At 53.7% G+C, this 19,261-nt stretch carries 20 protein-coding genes; 14 read left to right on the top strand and 6 right to left on the bottom strand.

All coding sequences use genetic code 11. The annotated features are described in order from the left end of the window. Nucleotides 1–33 precede the first annotated feature (33 nt). On the bottom strand, nucleotides 34–1,299 hold the full coding sequence (locus tag AC1AY0_RS05955) for an alkaline phosphatase family protein (protein WP_476523264.1): 1,266 nt from the start codon (nucleotides 1,297–1,299) through the stop codon (nucleotides 34–36). A 313-nt stretch (nucleotides 1,300–1,612) separates the two neighbouring features. Between AC1AY0_RS05955 and AC1AY0_RS05960 the strand changes: the two genes are divergently transcribed. From AC1AY0_RS05960 to AC1AY0_RS05985, 6 genes are all read left to right on the top strand, one after another. Continuing rightward, on the top strand, nucleotides 1,613–4,312 hold the full coding sequence (locus AC1AY0_RS05960; RefSeq protein ID WP_476523263.1) for a DNA gyrase/topoisomerase IV subunit A: 2,700 nt from the start codon (nucleotides 1,613–1,615) through the stop codon (nucleotides 4,310–4,312). 205 nt (nucleotides 4,313–4,517) lie between these two features. Continuing rightward, on the top strand, nucleotides 4,518–5,120 hold the full coding sequence (locus AC1AY0_RS05965) for a hypothetical protein (RefSeq protein ID WP_476523262.1): 603 nt from the start codon (nucleotides 4,518–4,520) through the stop codon (nucleotides 5,118–5,120). Next, nucleotides 5,107–5,418, top strand: coding sequence for a transcriptional regulator (locus tag AC1AY0_RS05970; protein WP_476523260.1), 312 nt, complete (start codon nucleotides 5,107–5,109; stop codon nucleotides 5,416–5,418). Before AC1AY0_RS05965 ends, AC1AY0_RS05970 begins: the two co-directional genes overlap by 14 nt. A 183-nt stretch (nucleotides 5,419–5,601) precedes the next feature. Next, nucleotides 5,602–6,894 carry an ABC transporter ATP-binding protein gene (locus AC1AY0_RS05975; RefSeq protein ID WP_476523259.1) on the top strand — a complete coding sequence of 431 codons (1,293 nt, stop codon included), beginning with the start codon at nucleotides 5,602–5,604 and terminating at the stop codon, nucleotides 6,892–6,894. Nucleotides 6,895–6,924: 30 nt separating this feature from the next. Beyond that, nucleotides 6,925–7,635 carry a hypothetical protein gene (locus AC1AY0_RS05980; protein ID WP_476523258.1) on the top strand — a complete coding sequence of 237 codons (711 nt, stop codon included), beginning with the start codon at nucleotides 6,925–6,927 and terminating at the stop codon, nucleotides 7,633–7,635. A gap of 18 nt (nucleotides 7,636–7,653) precedes the next feature. Further along, the gene (locus tag AC1AY0_RS05985) at nucleotides 7,654–8,466 is read left to right on the top strand and encodes a response regulator transcription factor (RefSeq protein WP_476523256.1); all 813 of its coding nucleotides are present in this window, start codon (nucleotides 7,654–7,656) and stop codon (nucleotides 8,464–8,466) included. A 36-nt stretch (nucleotides 8,467–8,502) separates the two neighbouring features. On the opposite strand, the gene AC1AY0_RS05990 is transcribed toward AC1AY0_RS05985, so the two are convergent. Then, the gene (locus AC1AY0_RS05990; RefSeq protein ID WP_476523255.1) at nucleotides 8,503–9,630 is read right to left on the bottom strand and encodes a zinc-dependent alcohol dehydrogenase; all 1,128 of its coding nucleotides are present in this window, start codon (nucleotides 9,628–9,630) and stop codon (nucleotides 8,503–8,505) included. Between the two features lie 187 nt (nucleotides 9,631–9,817). Continuing rightward, nucleotides 9,818–10,432 carry a sugar O-acetyltransferase gene (locus AC1AY0_RS05995; RefSeq protein ID WP_476523254.1) on the bottom strand — a complete coding sequence of 205 codons (615 nt, stop codon included), beginning with the start codon at nucleotides 10,430–10,432 and terminating at the stop codon, nucleotides 9,818–9,820. A gap of 481 nt (nucleotides 10,433–10,913) precedes the next feature. Here AC1AY0_RS05995 and AC1AY0_RS06000 point away from each other — a divergent pair, with 481 nt between their 5' ends. The 4 genes from AC1AY0_RS06000 to AC1AY0_RS06015 are packed head-to-tail and all read left to right on the top strand — an operon-like array spanning nucleotide 10,914 to nucleotide 14,363. Further along, nucleotides 10,914–13,004, top strand: a complete 2,091-nt coding sequence (locus tag AC1AY0_RS06000; RefSeq protein ID WP_476526035.1) for an N-6 DNA methylase — start codon at nucleotides 10,914–10,916, stop codon at nucleotides 13,002–13,004. Beyond that, nucleotides 13,001–13,375: a hypothetical protein gene (locus tag AC1AY0_RS06005; RefSeq protein WP_476523253.1), complete on the top strand. Its 375-nt coding sequence runs from the start codon at nucleotides 13,001–13,003 to the stop codon at nucleotides 13,373–13,375. The genes AC1AY0_RS06000 and AC1AY0_RS06005 overlap by 4 nt, the downstream gene beginning before the upstream one ends. After that, nucleotides 13,372–14,040 carry a PIN domain-containing protein gene (locus AC1AY0_RS06010; protein ID WP_476523251.1) on the top strand — a complete coding sequence of 223 codons (669 nt, stop codon included), beginning with the start codon at nucleotides 13,372–13,374 and terminating at the stop codon, nucleotides 14,038–14,040. Before AC1AY0_RS06005 ends, AC1AY0_RS06010 begins: the two co-directional genes overlap by 4 nt. Nucleotides 14,041–14,042: 2 nt before the next feature. Then, nucleotides 14,043–14,363: a pyrophosphohydrolase domain-containing protein gene (locus tag AC1AY0_RS06015; protein ID WP_476523249.1), complete on the top strand. Its 321-nt coding sequence runs from the start codon at nucleotides 14,043–14,045 to the stop codon at nucleotides 14,361–14,363. A 535-nt stretch (nucleotides 14,364–14,898) separates the two neighbouring features. Here AC1AY0_RS06015 and AC1AY0_RS06020 read toward each other — a convergent pair. After that, complete coding sequence (locus tag AC1AY0_RS06020; RefSeq protein ID WP_476523248.1) at nucleotides 14,899–15,987, bottom strand: DUF2442 domain-containing protein; 1,089 nt, start codon at nucleotides 15,985–15,987, stop codon at nucleotides 14,899–14,901. A gap of 18 nt (nucleotides 15,988–16,005) precedes the next feature. After that, the gene (locus AC1AY0_RS06025; protein ID WP_476523246.1) at nucleotides 16,006–16,665 is read right to left on the bottom strand and encodes a hypothetical protein; all 660 of its coding nucleotides are present in this window, start codon (nucleotides 16,663–16,665) and stop codon (nucleotides 16,006–16,008) included. A gap of 287 nt (nucleotides 16,666–16,952) precedes the next feature. Between AC1AY0_RS06025 and AC1AY0_RS06030 the strand changes: the two genes are divergently transcribed. From AC1AY0_RS06030 to AC1AY0_RS06040, 3 genes are all read left to right on the top strand, one after another. Continuing rightward, nucleotides 16,953–17,303, top strand: coding sequence for a hypothetical protein (locus AC1AY0_RS06030; protein WP_476523245.1), 351 nt, complete (start codon nucleotides 16,953–16,955; stop codon nucleotides 17,301–17,303). 130 nt (nucleotides 17,304–17,433) lie between these two features. Then, on the top strand, nucleotides 17,434–17,706 hold the full coding sequence (locus tag AC1AY0_RS06035) for a type II toxin-antitoxin system TacA family antitoxin (protein WP_476523244.1): 273 nt from the start codon (nucleotides 17,434–17,436) through the stop codon (nucleotides 17,704–17,706). Between the two features lie 128 nt (nucleotides 17,707–17,834). After that, nucleotides 17,835–18,185, top strand: a complete 351-nt coding sequence (locus tag AC1AY0_RS06040; protein ID WP_476523242.1) for a GNAT family N-acetyltransferase — start codon at nucleotides 17,835–17,837, stop codon at nucleotides 18,183–18,185. Nucleotides 18,186–18,203: 18 nt separating this feature from the next. Here the strand turns inward: AC1AY0_RS06040 and AC1AY0_RS06045 are convergent, their stop codons facing one another. Further along, nucleotides 18,204–18,905 carry a hypothetical protein gene (locus AC1AY0_RS06045; protein ID WP_476523240.1) on the bottom strand — a complete coding sequence of 234 codons (702 nt, stop codon included), beginning with the start codon at nucleotides 18,903–18,905 and terminating at the stop codon, nucleotides 18,204–18,206. Nucleotides 18,906–18,995: 90 nt separating this feature from the next. Here AC1AY0_RS06045 and AC1AY0_RS06050 point away from each other — a divergent pair, with 90 nt between their 5' ends. Beyond that, on the top strand, nucleotides 18,996–19,184 hold the full coding sequence (locus AC1AY0_RS06050; protein ID WP_476526037.1) for a hypothetical protein: 189 nt from the start codon (nucleotides 18,996–18,998) through the stop codon (nucleotides 19,182–19,184). The last annotated feature ends 77 nt before the right edge of the window (nucleotides 19,185–19,261 follow it).

Raw genomic sequence — 19,261 nt, forward strand, 5'->3', positions numbered from 1 at the left:
TGGAAGCCAGCATCATTGTGTTATGCCACATTGTTATGCCACATCAATCAGGCAGGGTATTTCCATCTCCAGCTGAGTTTGCGAACCATGGACACTGGGCAGATGTGTAGCTTTATCGTTTTGCGTGCGTGAATCAACGAATGTCGAAGCGCCTGCGGCCTGCACAATCACATCACCAATCATGGGTTTGACGCGTTCGTCCATTGGCCCGAACAGTCCATCTTCCAACGCTTGTGCTTTAGTGCGCACCAAAGCCGTTCCCCCGAGTCGATTACGCCAACGTGCGGCGATATCATCTGGATTTTCACCAGCATGGGCATACAGCATCAGCGAGCGCGGCTCTCCCCCCACAAATTCCACGCCTTGCATGAGCTGTGGCTCATCGGCGATATCAATGCGCTGTGTCATATCGGTTTGTACCATGCCATGATCGGCAACAATCACAATCAATGTGCCTTTGGGAGCGCTACGGTGCAGTAAGGCAAGCTGTGCATCGATGTGTTCGAATGCGGCGACCCAATGTTCGGAATCCCAGCCGTAATTATGGCCTACTTTATCCGCATCACGAATGTACAGATAGGTCAGTCCCGGCTCTCTGGCGGCGCGCGCGGCTGCCAGCACACGGTCGCGCGGAGTCACATTGTCTTGATAATCGGTTCCTCGCAATGCCGCTTCGGTAAGCGGCGATCCTTTGAACTTGGGCAGGCCTGAGCTGGTGACGCGCACTTTCTGTGCACTGAGCCGTTCGAACATGGTCTGTTCGCGCTGCAAGTCGAGTGGATCGATCATCGGCGGCACTGGAATATGCGGGTTGGCGGGTTTAGGCGCCAACGCATCTTTAAATTGAATAAGTTGAATCAGCGTGTGGTGTTTCGGCTCCAACTGTGTGTATCCGGCCATGCCGGTCAATCCTGGGCATGTGCCGGTGCCGAATGCCGCCATGGCAGCCACGGTGGTGCTGGGCGCGCACGTGGCAATAGGCCGTTGATTCGTGGTCTCGTTCATCAATGAACGCAGGTAAGGCGCATGGCCGAGTCTCATCGACAGATTCCAATAACCAAGCCCGTCCACAAGCACCACGATGGCGGAGGTCACGTCCGGAAAACCAAGCGCCTGCTGGCATGCCTTGGGATCGGCGTGCACTGGCGTGGCAGTTGGGCGCCCAATGGCGCTGGAAAGCGCCGGCAGCACGGCGGAGAGATGCAATGCTCCCCCAAGCCGTCCAGTTTTATCATCCCCATAAGTCACGGTGGGAATCAGGCGCAGCAGCTCATCCATATCCGGCGTTTCGACAGTCATACTTTCCTATTCAAGACTCACCCCTCAACCTTGCTTACCATCAATCCAGTTGCGGCGCTGCGACATTGACTGTCGGATTTCCAACATCAACTGCAGGAATTCGAACACTGACTGTCGGTTTTCTAACACTGACTGTAGGGAATCCGACGAAATCTGTTCGAAAACCTACAGTCGGTGACGGATTTCCTACAGTTAGTGGTGGAAACCCGACAGTCAGCGACGGAAACCCGACAGTCAAATCAAGCTGTCCTCCCCTGTGAGCGGACCGTTCCACCGAATCGGCTAATATGGTGCGAGTTTGAAAGGGAGTTTCATGGCATCACACCGTAAAGCCAGCGTGCAAACCTATGATCCGCGCAAGGTCAAGGAGCATATCGTCGAGACGCCGCTGAACGAGGAAATGAGCAAGTCATTCCTCGAATACGCGTATTCGGTGATTTACGCGCGCGCCTTGCCGGATGCGCGCGACGGCATGAAGCCGGTGCAGCGTCGTATCGTCTACCAAATGGGCGAAATGAATCTGAACCCGGATCGCCCGTATATGAAGTCCGCCCGCGTGGTGGGTGAAGTGATGGGTAAGCTGCACCCACACGGTGATTCCGCCATCTATGAGGCTATGGTGCGTTTGGCACAGCCGTTCGCCATGCGTTTGCCGTTGGTAGATGGCCACGGTAATTTCGGTTCGCTGGATGACGGCCCGGCAGCCTCCCGTTACACTGAGGCTCGCTTGGCTCCGGCAGCACTCGGCATGAATGCTGATATCGATGAGGATACGGTTGATTTCACACCGAACTATGACAACAAGTTGAAGGAACCGACCGTACTGCCGGCTGCTATTCCGAACCTTTTGGTCAACGGCGGTTCCGGTATTGCCGTGGGTATGGCCACGAATCTGGCCACGCATAATCTGGGCGAAGTGGTCAATGCAGCCAAGTTCCTGATGGCGCATCCGGAGGCCACGCTGGAGCAATTGATGCGCTATGTGCCAGGTCCGGATTGGCCTACTGGCGGCACGATTCTTGGCCGCGACGGTATACGCGAGGCCTATGAGACTGGCCGTGGCACGTTGACCACGCGCGCCACCACGCATGTAGAGCATGTGACTGCTCGCAAGCAGGCGATTGTGGTGACCGAACTGCCGTACATGGTGGGCCCGGAAAAGGTGATCGAACGTATTTCCGATGGCGTCAAAAACCGTAAGCTTGAGGGCATTTCCGGTGCGTTCGACCTTTCCGACCGTCATAACGGCACACGCTTGGTGATTGAGATCAAGACCGGTTTCGACCCGCATGCCGTGCTCGTGCAGTTGTTCAAGCACACGCCTCTGCAGGATAACTTCGCCATGAATAATGTGGCGCTGGTCAACGGCCGCCCGCACACCATGGGTTTGAAGGAAATGCTTCAGGTGTGGATTGATCACCGCCGCGTGGTGATTCGCCGTCGCTCCGAGTACCGCAAGAAGAAGGCTCAGGAGCGCCTGCACTTGGTCGAGGGTCTGTTGCTGGCCATGCTGGACATCGACGAGGTGATTCAGGTGATTCGTACCTCGGATGATGCGGATGCCGCCAAGACCCGTTTGATGGCCGTTTTCGATTTGGATGACGTGCAGGCCCAGTACATTCTGGATCTGCGTCTTCGCCGTCTGACCAAGATGAATCGCATCGAGCTGGAAGCCGAACGCGATGATTTGAAGAAGAGCATCGAGGAGCTCACCCGTATTCTCGCCTCCGCCGAGGCATTGGATCAGGTGGTGACCGATGAGATGGACCAGGCTGTGGCCAAATGGGGCTCTCCTCGCCGCACGGTGCTGCTGGACGTGGATCCGGATGGCACGCTGACCCCGGTTGCCGCGCATGGCTCGGGCACGTCTGCTCTGGCTCAGTCCGCATTGGAGGCGGTGAAGTCGGCCGCCACGATTTCCTCGGCCGCCGCTGATGTTGCCGCCGCCACCAAGGCTGCAAAGAAGAGTGGTGAGGAGAATGTTCTGGCCGGCGCGTTGAAGATCGAGGATGAGCCGTGTGTGGTGATGATGAGCGCCACCGGCTTGATTGCTCGCACCACGCCGAGCGCACTGGATGTGTATCATGCTCGGTCCGCTTCCGATAAACGCGAACCGAATGATCAGATCACCACGATTTTTTCCACGTCCACGCAGGCTGCATATGCGCTGATCACGTCGGCTGGCCGACTGGTGTTGGCGCATGTGGTTGATTTGCCGGCGCTGCCCGCTTCCGAAACACTGACCTTGACCGGTGGCGTCCAGGCGGACGAGCTGATTGGCATGACCGAATCCACTGATCCGATTCCAGGCGAACATGTGGTGACCGCCATCGCCATGGAACAGCCGAAGAGCGACGGCAGCAAGGCAGAGCCGGCTCCGCTCCCCTCGCTGGCTATTGGCACGCGCAATGGTGTGGTCAAGCGTTGGAATCGCGAGGCGCCTACCACAATGGATTCCTGGCCGGTAATCGACCTCAAGGAAGGCGACGAGGTGGTGTTCGCCGCCGTGGCCGAGGATGATGACCGTCTGGTGTTCATTTCATCTGACTCCTCACTGCTGACCTTCGAGGCGAAGAACGTGCGCCCGCAGGGTCGTACCGCAGGAGGCATGGCTGGCATCAAGCTCGCGGACGGTGCTCGCGTGATGGCGTTCAACGTGGTTCCTGCCGGCAAGGTGGCATGGACGTATGAGGAAGGCGAAAACGGTCTGAGCTCGGCATCGGGTGCGGTGGTGCTTACCGTGGCTGGCGACGAGGATGCTCTGCCCGGCACCGAGAATGGTGCCGCCAAGGTGACTCCGTTGGAGATGTATCCGACCAAGGGCCGTGCCACGGGTGGCGTGCGTTCGCAGCGCTTCCTGAAGGGTCAGAATACGTTGATTCTGGCTTGGGTGGGCCTCTACCCGCTCAATGCGGCAACGTCTTCCGGCTCTCCTGTGGAACTGCCCAAGCCGGATATGCGACGCGACGGCTCCGGCGTGGATCTCGCCGCCCCCATCGCCTTCATCGGCTGAGTTTTTCTCTGTATGTCTGATTCCCCATTGTGTGTTCTCGGCTCCCCTCTCTGAGGGGAGCCAGCGCTATATTTCCCGACACGCAAACCTCTTTCCATCATGGAAAGTGATATTGTTTTCCATAACGGAAAGAGGTTTTGCTATGCCAGCTGACCGCGGTTCGCATGAAGGGGACATCATGGTAGAAGTACAACAGAGGCAACACATGCCTGACAACAAACCTGCCGATAATCACCAGCAGGCGCCGGACGCACTTGACGCCTTGCAAACACTCGACTCGGACCGCGCAAAGATCGCATCCGACTACAACACTAAGCGCACATCCACCATCGTTTGGATTGCCGTCGTGTATGGCTTGCTTACATTGACGTATTGGCTGATTCCTCAGGTATGGTTCAACCGATTCAATCTGCCTTGGGATTCCGCATGGCTTGTGTTCGCATTACTGGCGATAAGCCTGTTGTTACTGACTGCAGTCATCATGCTCAACAGTCAGCGTCAAGGCATCGCCCCGCAATGGATGGGCCCGAAACCAGTGATGCAAAGCCACCGCTACAAGATTGCACTCGCCGCACATTTCTTCGTCAATTTCATTCCTCCTATTCTGGCTCTTGCCGTGGGGTTCGCTAGCGACGCATGGTGGTCGGCAGTAGCGGTCACCATAATCGGCGCGGCAATCAACGGCGTTATGGAAACCTGGGAGTTCGACGAATTCATCCGCGCATTGCGGCAACGCACGGCTCCCAATCCATCTGCCTCCGCCTCTTCACGATCTTCAGAGCCGGGAGTGCACCATGGCAACCGATAGTCCGGAACCAATTTTCAACGGAATCATCCACGCTCCGATTCGATTGCGCATCTGCGGCCTGCTCGATACATATGGCACGATGCGATTCGACGTGCTACGCGATACGCTCGAAATCAGCGACGCCACCTGTTCCAAGCATCTGAAGACGCTGGCCGAGCACGATTACGTTCAACTTGATAAGAAAGCCAGCGAGGGCGGCAAAGCGTACAAGGTCACATGGGTCAGACTCACCCGCGAAGGCCAGCAGGCCTTCCAATCCCACGTAGCCGCATTACGCCAAATCGTCGCTGGCCAATAGCTTTCGAAGCTTCTTAACTACCAGCCAGCGGCTTCGCTACGGGGCCTGGCGATTACGGTCAGCGAAAGCTTGCTCGAAAATCACCATCAGACGCATAGCCTGGCGTCAGCCTACCCAAATCGCCAATCGCAGCCTGATCGCAACCCAATCACAGCCACTTCTCCCCCTGTTTCGAGGCACATCATGAAAGCCATTCTCTACAAAGATCTGCAGCAGCTTCGCCACAATATCGTCATGTTAGCGCTTGTCGCGCTTGCGCTGAGCCTGCCGGCGATGTGTCTCGCATTGATTCCCCTGCTTAATATGAACACGGCGCTGGCCAATGCGATGTATCAATTCGCCGTCGTCACCTTTGCAGTCTGCCTGGCACCCACATTGTCATTGGATGCTATTCGCAGCGATCTTGCCAACGGCACTATTGCCATGGTGCGCGCTTGCGGCAAACCGATGCTTGACTATCTCATCGCACAGTTGGCGTATGCGCTTATTCCCATCACCGCACTGGGACTGCTACTCACGGCATTCGCGTACACAGTATCCCCGGTATTACGCCCCATGCTGCACACACCGCAGAGAATAGTAATTGCGCTCACACCAACGTTCACGGCATTCGCGCTGTATCTCTGGTCGATATTCGTCAAAGGAAAGGCAATGATTATGACCACATCCACGCTCGCGCACAATAGTGATACAAATACTGCAAATACCGAGCAATCCGAATCATCAGCCAAACCGCTTGCCATCCGCGTCACGGATATGACGTTCGGATACAAGCGCAATCAGCCAGTGCTGGAGCATATCAATCTGGATGTGCCCGCAGGCCAGTCGCTGGGCGTCCTGGGATACAACGGCGCGGGCAAAACCACATTGTTTGACATCATCACCGGACTGTTGCGCCCGCAGCAAGGCTCGGCTGCAATCAACGCGAATGTGTTCCATTCGATGCGAGAAGTGTTCCAATTGAGCGATTCCGGCAACCTCGCTCCTAGGATGACCGTTCGCGAAAACCTCAAGTTCCGTTCGATGCTGTATGCCACGCATGATAATCCTCATCCGCTCGACCTTGAGCATCTTGACCAGTTGCCAATGATTCAGGCATTCGAACTGGGCGAGCATCTTGATAAGAAGGTCAAGGATCTGTCTAGCGGGTTGAGGAAACGTGCGGGCATTGTGGCAGGGATGCTGTTCAATCCGCAACTGATTCTGTTGGACGAGCCCACCAATGCAGTAGATCCAATCACCCGCCAACTACTCATCGATCTGATGCGGCAGCTCAAATCGAACGGTCGAACAATGCTCACCATCACGCATGATCTTGACTACTGCTGGGAAGTCACCGACCGCGTGGTCATTCTGGACAGCAAGCACATTGTCAAAGATTGCCGTATCACTGATTTTACGGATATCGAAGCCTTCAAATCGGCTGCCACACTCGGTCGTGAACACAGCAACGTTGATTTCGGAATCGGTAAATAATCACATTGGTAAATGATTAAGGAGACTGCAATGAAGGCAATGCTGTGGAAAGATTGGACGCTCTTTCATAAAAATCCGTTATACGTGGCGCTCAGCATAGGAATATGGCTGTTTATCCCGATGCTGATTGCCGTCCTTTCCGCTAGCGATCCGCAGGATTCGGCCACAGTGGACGCACTATCCATGATGCAGCTGTTCGCGCCATGGTATGGGTATCTGGCTACCGAACTGGCATTGTGCACGCTGATGGCCAATCCCAATTCCATGGATGTTTCAGATGCGCTTGAACGTGACGGCACTGTGGAGAATTGGCGTGACTCCGGCCGTTCAATGCTTCAGTATTGCATCGCGAAAAGCCTGTTCCCCGCCCTACTTGCCGAAATCATGTCATTATCAGTGCTTGGATACCTGACTTGGGCAAGATTGACGCACTGGAATCATGACTCGATACTCAGCTTGATATGCGTCATCATCGCTCCAGCCATCGTGACATTCGCCGGAGAGCAGATCCTGCTCGCCTCGCACGCTGCCACAGCAAGCTCATTCTGCGGCGTGACGATTCTTTCCTCACTGCCGATGCTGCTTTTTATGGCGGTTTCGTATGCATCGGATTCCGTCTTCTGGGCGCTCGCCGCAATGCTGGCACTGGGATTGCTTGCGGTGATGCTCAGCATCATCTCCGCGCATTATCGTTACCCCACCACGTTGAATGCCATTGCGTCACACCCCGGCCTACACTAGGCGAGAAGGAGGTGCCTTATGAAGTTACTGGTCGCCGCATCGAATGAACCACTAGCCCGTGCCATTCGCGGCACATTGCTGGGCGCGCAGCATGAGGTCGACCAGACCGGCACTCGGGAAGACACCTTGACAGCAATCATTGAGGCAATGCAGGGCGGCGCATCCGAACAGGAAAACACACCTGCTGTTCCTTATGATGCGATTGTGCTCGACGAAGATCTAGTTGAACCGCAGCATGATGATTTCGTCGTCAAACTGCGCGCAGCCGATTCCACGCTGAAGATTCTGCTGTTGGCCACGACCCCGCTCAGCCGCACCATCGGCGACGGCAATCGGTGGCGGGCGCTACCCCACGAATACGCACCGATTGAGCAGAATAGTAACCTTGATAGCGCTAATTCAACATCTTCAACATCATCGGAAAGCGATCAATCGGCTCTTGCGGAAGACATTGCAACTAATCAACCGGATGCCGTGCTGAGAAAACCGTTCTCAGACACCGAACTGCTCTCGTACGTGAACGCGCTGGCGGCCGGCTCCCCCACCATGATTATTCGCGGCAATCTCACGCTGGATACCACGCATCGTAAGGCTTACTATGCGTCCACGCACAGTCCGATTACACTTTCACGGCTGGAATATAGCTTGCTTGAAGCGCTTGTCAAAGCCAATGGTGAATTCGTGAACACCAAGGAACTTGTAGGGCTGGTCGGCGGCCCGTATTTCGAGCAGCAGGGATTGCTTCGCAACGCGTTGTACACGTTGGATAAGAAGCTCACCCGCGCGGGTCTCATCATGACGCAGCGTGGTTCCAACTATCGCATCCGGTAGTTGGAACCACGCAGTCACTGAGTGCTCACAGCGCGCTTACAGTTCGGGCACAACCTCAATCTTGAGGCCCTGCATGCTGAGCGCATATTCCATGGCCTCGTTGATTTGGTCGAGCGGGAACACGTTGGTCACCAAATCCATAACGGGCAGACCACGGTCCTTGGCTTCCTTGAGGAATTCCTGGGCCTCAAGCCAATCGCCCGCCTGATAGGTCCAGGAACCGGTGAGTTTGATCTCCTTCTGGCACACGTCCAGATGCGGATTGTAGGTGGCGTCGCCCGTGTTGGTGAAGAAGCCGACCTCGCAGTATGAGCCGCCACGGCGAATGTACTTGAACAATGCTGCGGCAGCCGCAGGAGAACCGGTGCACTGGAAGCCCATCTCGGCACCCAGACCTTCCGTGGCTGCACGCACAGCGTCAGCTGCGGCATCCACTGAATCGTATTCGGAGAAGTTCACCGTAGCAGTGGCGCCGAGCTTCTTGGCCATCTCCAGTCGTGCTTCCTTGGCGTCCACGGCAACGATGTTGCGAATACCGTAGGTCTTGAGCAGTGCGACCAGCAGCAGGCCAATCGGGCCGCAACCCTGAACCAGCACGTAGGAGCCATGCTTGAAATCGTAAATCTTCTTGGCTTCCTCCACGGCGTGCACAATCACGGCGGCCGGCTCGATGAGAATGCGCAGATCGCGATCCGGCATGTCGTTCACGTTGAAGATCACCGCACCGGGATTGCACTTCATGTAATCGGAATACCATCCATTGAAGAAGTGGTCTTCGCCGGGCATCAGGCCATGAATCTCACCGTTTTCGCACAGATGAATCATGTCCGCGCGGCGCTTACAAATGGCGCAATGGCCACATGGGCGCAGGCCGGTGACGATTTTGTCGCCAACCTTGAGCGGTTTGCCGGAATAATCTGCAGTGACGTTCTTGCCGATTTTCACGACTTCGCCAGTTGCTTCGTGGCCGAGCACGATGGGCGCGAAGCCGAACGGGTCGGCACGATATTCGGATTGGTCGGTACCGCAGATGCCGCAGCCTTCAACGCGGACGAGTACTTCGTCGTCATTGATTTCCGGGAGCGGCAGCGTGCGCACATCAATGTGCTTGGGCTCCGTTAAAACGGCAACGCGACCTTCTGCAGGGATGGTTGGTTCGGACATTGTCATAACTCCTTTGTGATGAGGGAATGCCTTCACTTGGTTACGTTAGTCCAACCAACCTTGAAATTACCGCATCAACACCAGTGAAAACACAGCGAAACACACCTCATTCGGCTCCCCTTGTCAGGGGAGCTGTCGGCAAAGCCGACTGAGGGGTAGTCCTACAACCGCGTCAAATGCCGCACACCTACATCCCCTCAGGAATACGACGGTCTCGCCAGTAATACTCGTTATCATGCTCGTTGATTTCACGCATCACGCGGCATGGGCTGCCGACCGCCACCGAGTTGGCGGGAATGTCCTTGGTGACTACGCTGCATGCGCCAATGACCGAATTATCTCCAATGGTGACGCCCGGCAACACGGTGACGTTCGCACCAATCCACACGTTGCGTCCGATGTGAATCGGCTCGGAGAACTGGGCGAGCTTCTCGCGCAAATCAGGGCGAATCGGGTGTCCAGTGGTGATTAACGTAACGTTCGGGCCGATCATCGTGTAGTCACCGATGAACACCTCACCATCATCGACCAACGTGAGGTTGAAATTCACGTACACATGGTTGCCCAAGTGGGTCGAACAACCCCAATTGGCCTGCAGCGGCGGCTCAACCCATGTATCCTCACCCATTTCTGCGAAATACGAACGCAGCAGCGCTTCCCTCTCGGGATCATTGGCCGCCAGCGCATTGATGCGGCGGAGCAAATCCCGTTGCTCCTGCTGCGGGGCGTCCATCAGCTCACTGTCCCAGAAGTACACTCCCGGAGAATGCAGAACATCGAATACTTCTTGCGGCACGCTCATATGTTTGCTCCCTGCTTCATTGCGGCTCATTGCGAGTTATTGCGGCCCATTGCGACCCGTTGTGGTTGATCACGGTCGGCTTGCTGTACACATCATAACTGAAGCAATGCCAGCCGTTGAGCACAATGCGGCCAAGTGCAACAAAAAAAATTCCCGTCAATATTGCTCGCACAAGACCAATCATTCCAGCCGAATCAGCACGGTCAAATACTTGTGAATCGTGTTCACAGTTGACAGTTTTCCATTGTGACTATAAACTCAAAATCATTCCTGTGAATATGGTCACACAAAACATAATCGCAAAGAAAGGTCTGTGAATATGAAGCACGGGGAATCTGCAAGTTGGCTAATCAACACGAACACCCTCAGCTCCGCAGACATCGCACGCATGGCCGGAGTGAGACCATCCGCCGTATCGAATTGGCGCAATCGCGAGAATAAGAATTTCCCCAAACCTGTCGATTCCAAAGACGGTCGCCCCTTGTTCGATTACGACGAAGTAGCGGCATGGCTGACCAGCAATGGCATCACTTTTGAAGACACACGCATGGAGCAGGCCGCATGGTCGTTCTTCGATCGGTGGCGCAATCAGTCCGACCCTATGGCAATGATGTCGCTGCTGCTTTGGTCCCTCTGCATTCGCACAGCAAGCAAACGCTTCAATCTGGAATCCGAGTGGAAAAGCTTTCTGACAACAGTAGACGCCAAGCAATCGTATACAGATAAATGTCAACAATTGATTGTCAACCTGCTCAACCAACGCAGCGACAATGCCGCAGCGTTAAGAATGGCTCTCACCATGCCTTATGAAATAGACCAGCTGCAACCCGACGAATTGTCCGAACTCCTGCACTTCGCAGATGATCTTTCCTCACTCGGGACCAGCAAAATGAACCATCTGGTATCGATGATGCTGGAGCGAACGATTCTGAGCCAAGGACGCATGAACGCGGAATTCGGATGCCCGAAATCGCGAGTATCAGTTTTGCTGGCCAAACTCGCCGCCGCGCATATCTCCGAACATGAGTCCGGTAAGCAGTCCATCACTGTTTATGACCCTGCATGCGGCATCCTGGAAAGTGCGCTTCAATTTGACGGCATCACAGACAACGACACCAACATGCAGCAACAACCTGCCGAAGTCGGTCAGAAGAAGAGCGTCCACAAGCATACGGTCGAGTTCCATTGTGCGGATATCAATGTTCGCGCATCAGCCATAGCCGCACGTCGTTTCCTACTTGCCGACACCACAGGTGCTTCGCTTGATATTCATACGCAAGACTGTCTCGTGCAGGATCCGTTCCCTCGCACGCGAGCGGACATCGTTCTGTTGGAAACTCCGTTCGGTTTGCGATGGGAACCCAACGATATAGATGCACGATGGATGTACGGAACACCGATGAAAAACGATTCCGCACTGGCTTGGGTGCAGGATGCGCTCGCGCACCTCAATGCGGATGGCAGAGCATTTGTGGTTACTTCTGGCGGCCCGCTGTTCAGAACGGGACGTGAGGCAGAGATTCGCCGCGCATTGGTTGCGGCAGGCTGCGTGGAAGCAATCATCGCACTGCCTTCCAATCTGTATATCAATACATCAATTCCCACGTTCATCTGGGTCTTGTCCGCACCGAATAGCAATCGCGATACTGTGAGCATGGTCAGTATGACAGTAGAGAGCGATGCTTATGGAGTGCAGGACCAACCAATCGAATGGATGGAGACAGCACTCAAATGGTTCGCGCACTGTTCACCGCTTCCTGTTAGACCACTCGTAGCCCGCAACGTTCGCTCGATTGAACTATTGGGTGACCCGCAGGTCACGCTGCTGCCTGTCCAGTGGCTGGATGAGAACAGCAAAACTCCAACCGAGGTTGAAACTGCGTACAAGCGTCAGCAGGTATCGCTGGCGAATACCAGCATTCTCGTATCTGCCGCCTTGGAAACGTTGCAACAATTCGACGCAGAGGGACTGGATTGCCGTGATGTGAAGAACGTCCGGTTGAACGATATTGCCATCATCAAGCACGGAGATTACAGCGTGGAGCGCAAACCAGGATACGTGGTGAGCCAGTCCGACCTTCCGGAAGACGTAGTCATTCCAAAAGATGTAAAGACGCACCATCTTCGTGATGTCGGTCCGCAACAAGACTTTGAGGAAATCAACATAGCCACCGCGAAAAACGACATTCTGCTTCTCACCGATGAACGGCCCCATGCTGTAGTGGATGAATCCGGTGGTCGACGCGTATATAGAAACGTGCACATCGTCAGATTGACAGATGAACGATGGAATCCGAAATACGTCGCAATGATGATTGAGGGATCTTGGAATAACAATCATCAAGCGCCGTCCATATTGTTCAATAGAGGTATTCGACCGGCTCAACTGAAAATTCCCGCGCTTCCGTTGGAGCAACAGAATCGTGTTGTCTCCTACGCACAAGCCGTGGAAACACTATGTCGAAACGCTGACCTCTACCGCATTCAGCTCGATACCGTAAAGAACGCCGCTCACTTTGGAGCAGTGATCGGTGAAACCGCAGACAGTCCAGTAAGGGGCGAGTCATTATGAGTATGACGAAACATTCATTGCTATGCGCATTTTCAGCAGCACTCATTATCAGTTTTGCCATCAAGGCAATTGAGGTAAGCACCAATGAGGGCAGGCGCGACAGCAATCAGACCTTCCAAAATCGCGAAAACAAGCCCTCAAATGCAAATGGCTCTTCCCTCATCAGCCTCGATGATGCCGCAGAGATAACAGGTCTGCAATATGAAACTATCAGGGTCGGATTACAGGAGCGCGGCGTTTCGTTCGTTCTCAATGACGGCCAGAAATTCTACCCTCAAGCCGAGGTTCTTCATCTGCACAATGAACTGCGGCATAGCAAGGTTGAGGCGTTGGATGAGCTTGACGAACTGTTGGAAAGGTGGGGATTATGATTGATTACGGTAGTCATGGCAACGATATGCGCCGTGTACTGCTTGATACCAATATTCTTGTCAATTCGATTGTTCGCAAATGGATTTACGCCTTCTACCGCGAAGGTGCCTTATTCGAACCATATACAAGCCGTCATCTCACCTGCGAAGCTGGAATGGTGCTCGGCCGAATGCGAAAGGCAAAGTACGGCAAGAATCGACTGCGAAAAATACCGGAGGATGAGAACATCGCGCTCCCCGTATTGTTGAAAAGCATTGCAGAGCTTACTCCGCGCACGGACCGTCACTTTGCTCAGGATAGTTTCATCGGATCCGACCACGGCGACATGTTTTTGCATGCAACGATGATTCACAACGAGTGCAGTTGCTTAGTAACCAACGATAAGAAACTCTACGGCTGGCTTAACGATATGCAGCAGGCCGAACTGGGGTACGAGGTTATGACTGCGGACATGTTCCTATGCTCTCTTGCCGAAGATAGTTCGGTATTGCTGAAAACGTTAAGCTATCAATTCAAACAGTATGATTCAGCCAATGAAACGCCATATTCGCGCATGGTTGCGGATTTGCGGCGTGCGCAATGTCCAAGGTTCGCCAAGCTCGTAGACAGCATGGCGCAGCCTCCATTAGTCTGCTCTCATCAAGAGTCAACAAAGGAACGATAATCATGACTAGCAAGACAAGAATTCTGCATATCGGCGATGTGGAGCCGTTCCGTGAAGAGCTGCTTCATCAAGACAAGCCTCAGGCGCTCAAAGTGTTGGAAGAGGCAGCTGAGGCAGTGGAAGCCTTCAAGGATTGGAACAAGCACGGGCAAACCGCCGAACAGAGGCATGCTTTGATTGACGAGTGCGCCGATGTAATTCAGGCCACGGTCAATCTCATGGCCGCGATGGAGTTCACAGACGAAGAGATTCATCAGGCCATCGAGGACTGCCGAGCAAGGAACGACGCGCGTGGTCGCATGACACCACGATCCGCTGACTGAAACCGATTCGCCAGCGTCATCGGCGTCGCATAAGCCGTCTGCGCGCTCGGGGAATCAGATGATCGGCGGCAAGTCCAGCAAGACAACACTGAACATAGAAGCCGCTCTGGTCTCGAATTGGGGTCAGAGCGAAGGTTATAGGCCGGATCGCGTGTCCGAAGATCTGATGGGCTGGTGAAAACGGTTCCCGGCCAAGTCTTCTCCATCGGCAACCATCATTATGTTTGCGTGCTGACGAAGCAGTTGCATACATAGTGATGGTTTTGGGCTCAGAATCGTCACTATGTACGCGGGTGCCTCGTCGAGCCGCAAACATAATGACGAAATCGGATGCTGCACTTGGGCTACAACCCGAATTCAGCCAAGAATCAGCCGCATGACACCACGATTCGATAGGTGAATCAGCTGACACGCAGCAATAACGAGACAAAGCAACATAGCCGCTGATTCACACTGCTCCAGCAACGCTTGGTGGCAATGTGCAGGCAAGGAAACCCTCGTCTGCACATTGCCACCAAGCAGAATACTCTTTGCGCTAGCGACGCTCTGCCGCATCATCTCCGGCATCGGTAATGGTCATCGTGAACGTTTTGCCGAGTGCGGTGCAGTAGTCCGCTAAATAATCAAGCAAACTAGAACGGCTGGAACCATCCTCGGCCTTCCACAATTCTGAAGCGGAGATGCCCGTGCGTTTCGACATTTCTTCCAGACTGATGCCGGCTTGTTTGCGCATAGCAATCATGAGCTCGCATATTTGCTGGGACTTCGTAAGATTCTGATTCAGCAGAGAACCTGACTCCTCGCCGGACCGGGAAGAGAGTCTCCTCAGTTCCTCAATCTCAGCCTCGGTTCTCTTCTTCATCTTCTTCCGATCTTCCTGATCCATACGTTCAAGATCGGAATCCGGAATCATATTCCCTATGAAAATTGGAGCATCAGGATCCCAACGGAAATCCTCACGCTCAAATTCTTCAGCCCACTTATCTTCCAACTTATCCGTAACAGGAAATCCCTTGTCTGTCACGAATACAATCGGAGAACCATCAGGACCTTTGCTACCCACTTTCGGCCAATCTTCGGGATATGTCCAATGCTCAACAACGGACTCGCAATCCGTCCATATGCGTTCCGGCGCGATATCGATGTCTTCAGGCCAGCATGCCGTGCCACCAGCCACGTGCACCTTGTTGAAGAAATCCACATCCTTTAATTTGGCAAGAGCAGGCCACTTCAGATACGGATTCACGTCAAAGACGCCATGACGCCCATCATCGAACCGTACTTCAATCCAGTAGCTTTCCAGCGGATGCACTTCGACCACCTCGGGCGTACCACCAGCCCAAATCTCACCGGTGTCAATCACCCTGTGCGCATATCTGTCATAGCAGCGCAGGCCGGTTTTGCGGAACCGCGGTGCATGAACATCGTCACCGTCACTTTGAGACTTACTATCGTTGTTTTCCCGCTGATCTATCTCATCATTACGAAGTGCTTGCTTCACGAGATAGTGCATGTACTCTCGTAACTTGCCTTCTAAAGTCGTGCCTTCCATAAGCATGGCCTTATTGGCCCGATACCAAGTCATCACATCAACCGTTACTTGAACAATCACATTATCTGCCATAATTGCATCTCCCTTCTGCTAATCCCATAAATCGTAAATATTGTCGCCAATCCAGTGCCAGACACGTTGTGCTTCAGCGCGAATGTGCTTAGCGATCTTCTCGGCTTCTTCCACTCCGAAAACCCGGCAGTATTCGCGGTAGCGTGAATCCTCCGCATACGGAATCCACTTATCCGCTAGCGCAAGCACATCGGATGCGTATTCCAGATCTTCACGCCACGCACAATAGCCGATGCCGATCTCGCGCACCGATTGATGCGGGGCATTAAGCTCCATTTTTTCAAGATACTCCCAGAGCAACCATCTTGGTTCGCTATCCAGCCAGCGCTCCATATCCGCATCATCGCGCTTCTTTAACCAGCGAGACCTATCGTCGTATCCTTGTGGACTGCCCATACATCGTTTTTCCATTGCAGCGAGCAACTTTGACATGCGCAAACTCTCTTTACGCCCTAAGCCCCAGACATCCTCGTCGGTGAATCCGTCGGTTCTCAATCGCTGAATGTGATAGAGCTCCGCACGGATATCGCGATACCGTCGCATTATAGGATCAACAACAATTCCAATTCCGACCACATCCGGCGCCTTCCATAGCATTTTTCCAATCGGTTGCGGAAGTATTCGTAACATCTTTGTCAACTTATTATTGCTGTTCCTATTGTTTTGATTTTTGTTCATAGGCGGCTCCTCTCTGAACTTGTACTATTGCAGTCACTAAGCATACACATATACAAGAAAACAGTCGGAACAAGCCGCGCGCGTACTTACACTCCGGATTACAAATTGTTCGACGTGTTCTACTTCCCCAACGTTGTAATCTGGTGTGGTTTTCTCAAATCGGATGCTGTTTGAGCGAGCCAACGACGTACACGCTTATATCGAGATCCAGGAGAGTCATCATGACGAAAGGATTCACCGCGCCTTTCCGCTAAGTAACTGTCACTTAGCTTGAAAGGAAAAGCACCATGTCTAGAACGTGGAAGGACCGACCATATCGAATCATGGAGGACGAGGCCAAGCGCGCCGGATATCTACGCAGCTGGTACTGGCCGCTCCCCCGTGGCGCATCATCAAGACTCGTCCCCGACGTAAGGACCTATGCTTACGCTGCCGGCCGCAATGTGCACATTCCCGCACGCCGCATGCACGACTGGCGCTGGATTGAGGATGACTGGACTACCGACTACGGAGCCAGCCACCGAGTGCGTGAAGCCCTTAACGCTGCAGCAATCGCCGCCAACAACGGCTACGACATGCGCGATTGGGATGATCCAATCGCCTATCAGAGGCGCCGTCGCTGGATTATCGGCGAATAGAGATGATTCTCTTGTTGCGCTCGCACCACCTTGTTCGCGAGCGCAACACAAGAATACTAGCCGTAAACATGTCAAATAAGGCAATACCCCCACCACATAATGTACGTATTCTTGACGTACAATTGAGAATATGGCAACAATCACTTCGCAAAAAACATCACGCTTGGACATCCGCCTTACTGACGAGCAGCGTGCGCTTATTGAGCGCGCCGCTTCACTGACCGGATCGACGCTCACTCAATGGACCGCACAACACCTTATCGATGCCGCACGTCGCGATATCGATAAAGAAACAACCCTGCGCTTGGACGACGCTTCATTCAATGCTTTCATGACCGCACTTGACTCCCCCATGCCTCACGAGGCCAAAGAACTGATGATGAGGGATCCACAATGGGCTTGACACACTCCTTTTTGCAACCGCGACGTCTGAAAGAGAGCGATAGCCTACAAGGCTTCTCCTGCGGCATCTCCTTTATCGATAATTGGGCACATGAACGAGCTTCCAGTGCAGCAAAACACGGCACTGCAGTGCCTTATATATCAACCACTACCGAGGGAGAAATCGCAGGGTTCTACACTTTAAGCGCTTATTCGGTAAACCGAGATAGTGTATTAGGCGGTTGGCTTCGTCGCAATACTCCTGACCGAATTCCCGCGATTCTTATTGGCATGCTGAGCGTAGATCAACGATTCCAAGGCGAGGGATTAGGGTGGAGACTATTGCAGGATGCCATTATCTGCGCTCATGCTATAAGCCAACAGCTTGGATCACGAGCCATAATCGTCGACCCTTATGACGACAGTTCTCGATCATTCTACGAGCATTTCGGATTCAAGCCGATTCCCGGCAGCGACAGCCTGTATCTCAAGCTGTCATAGCCTGAGGTGCATCATCAACTAAGCCAAGGAAGCCACGGCTTCGTACATGTTCTGCACGCCTGCCGAATCCGGTTGCAGTACGGTGAGGAATCGCACATGATTACCAGGAACGGTCACAACACCACCCAACGAAGGGCATGAATCCGATATCGCCCTGGTCAGGATCGATTCGATTGCGGAAGGCAATCCTTCATCCAGAGCAATCACCAACGCGGTGAGATTCTCATGCTTCAGCGCATCATAGCTGAGGCCGTCAAAGCTTTCGCCGTAGTCCAGCAAATAGATGAATACACGATGACCATAGAGGTTGCGAATCATCAGCATACGAATCGAACGGTCATAGGCACGATTGAACGGCTCGACGTCACGTGGCACCGGCACCTGCAAAGGCGCAACCGCCTCCTCCAAACCATCTGGGCCTCCCGTAACCGTCAAGTGCCCGCCGAGCTGCCGGCTGCTGGACACCACGGAAGTCACTCCTTTGAGAAAAGCCGTATATGAGGCTCCGCAACCCTCCGCAATCGCCCGAGCCTTGGCATCGGTCCATGCAATCGTCTTCTCACCAAACGTACCGGCAATATACGAAGACGCGACCGGCACCGAACTGCCATCCTTCGGCTTGTGCAACGCCACTACGATGCCCGCAATCGCAAAACCAACGCAAAGCACCAACCCAACAATCGTGACAATCCACACAATAATCGTACCGGTCACACCCATTACTAATCCCCTTCTCACGGCTCATCAATCACAACGATTTGCCGACGTCACAGTCATTCATAACCGAACAACTCACTTACAATGATATTCATGAGAATTCCCAAAACATCGACTTTGTGCATGATTACAACTGCACTTAATGCGGCGACAACAATCATCGAGTTCGCAAAAGAAAAACCAGATTATACGCGTATTGCAATGCGCGCTCTTACAACTTTTGCTTGGGCTACCGCCACCGTTCTATGGCTTCAGAGCGAGAAGAGAGAAGTCGAGGAATAAAAGAATACACATCTGTAGAGCCGGATTCATGAACTCTTTCCTGAATTATTCGCAACATTACGCACATCATGCAGGAA

This window comes from Bifidobacterium sp. LH_416 (assembly GCF_056357055.1).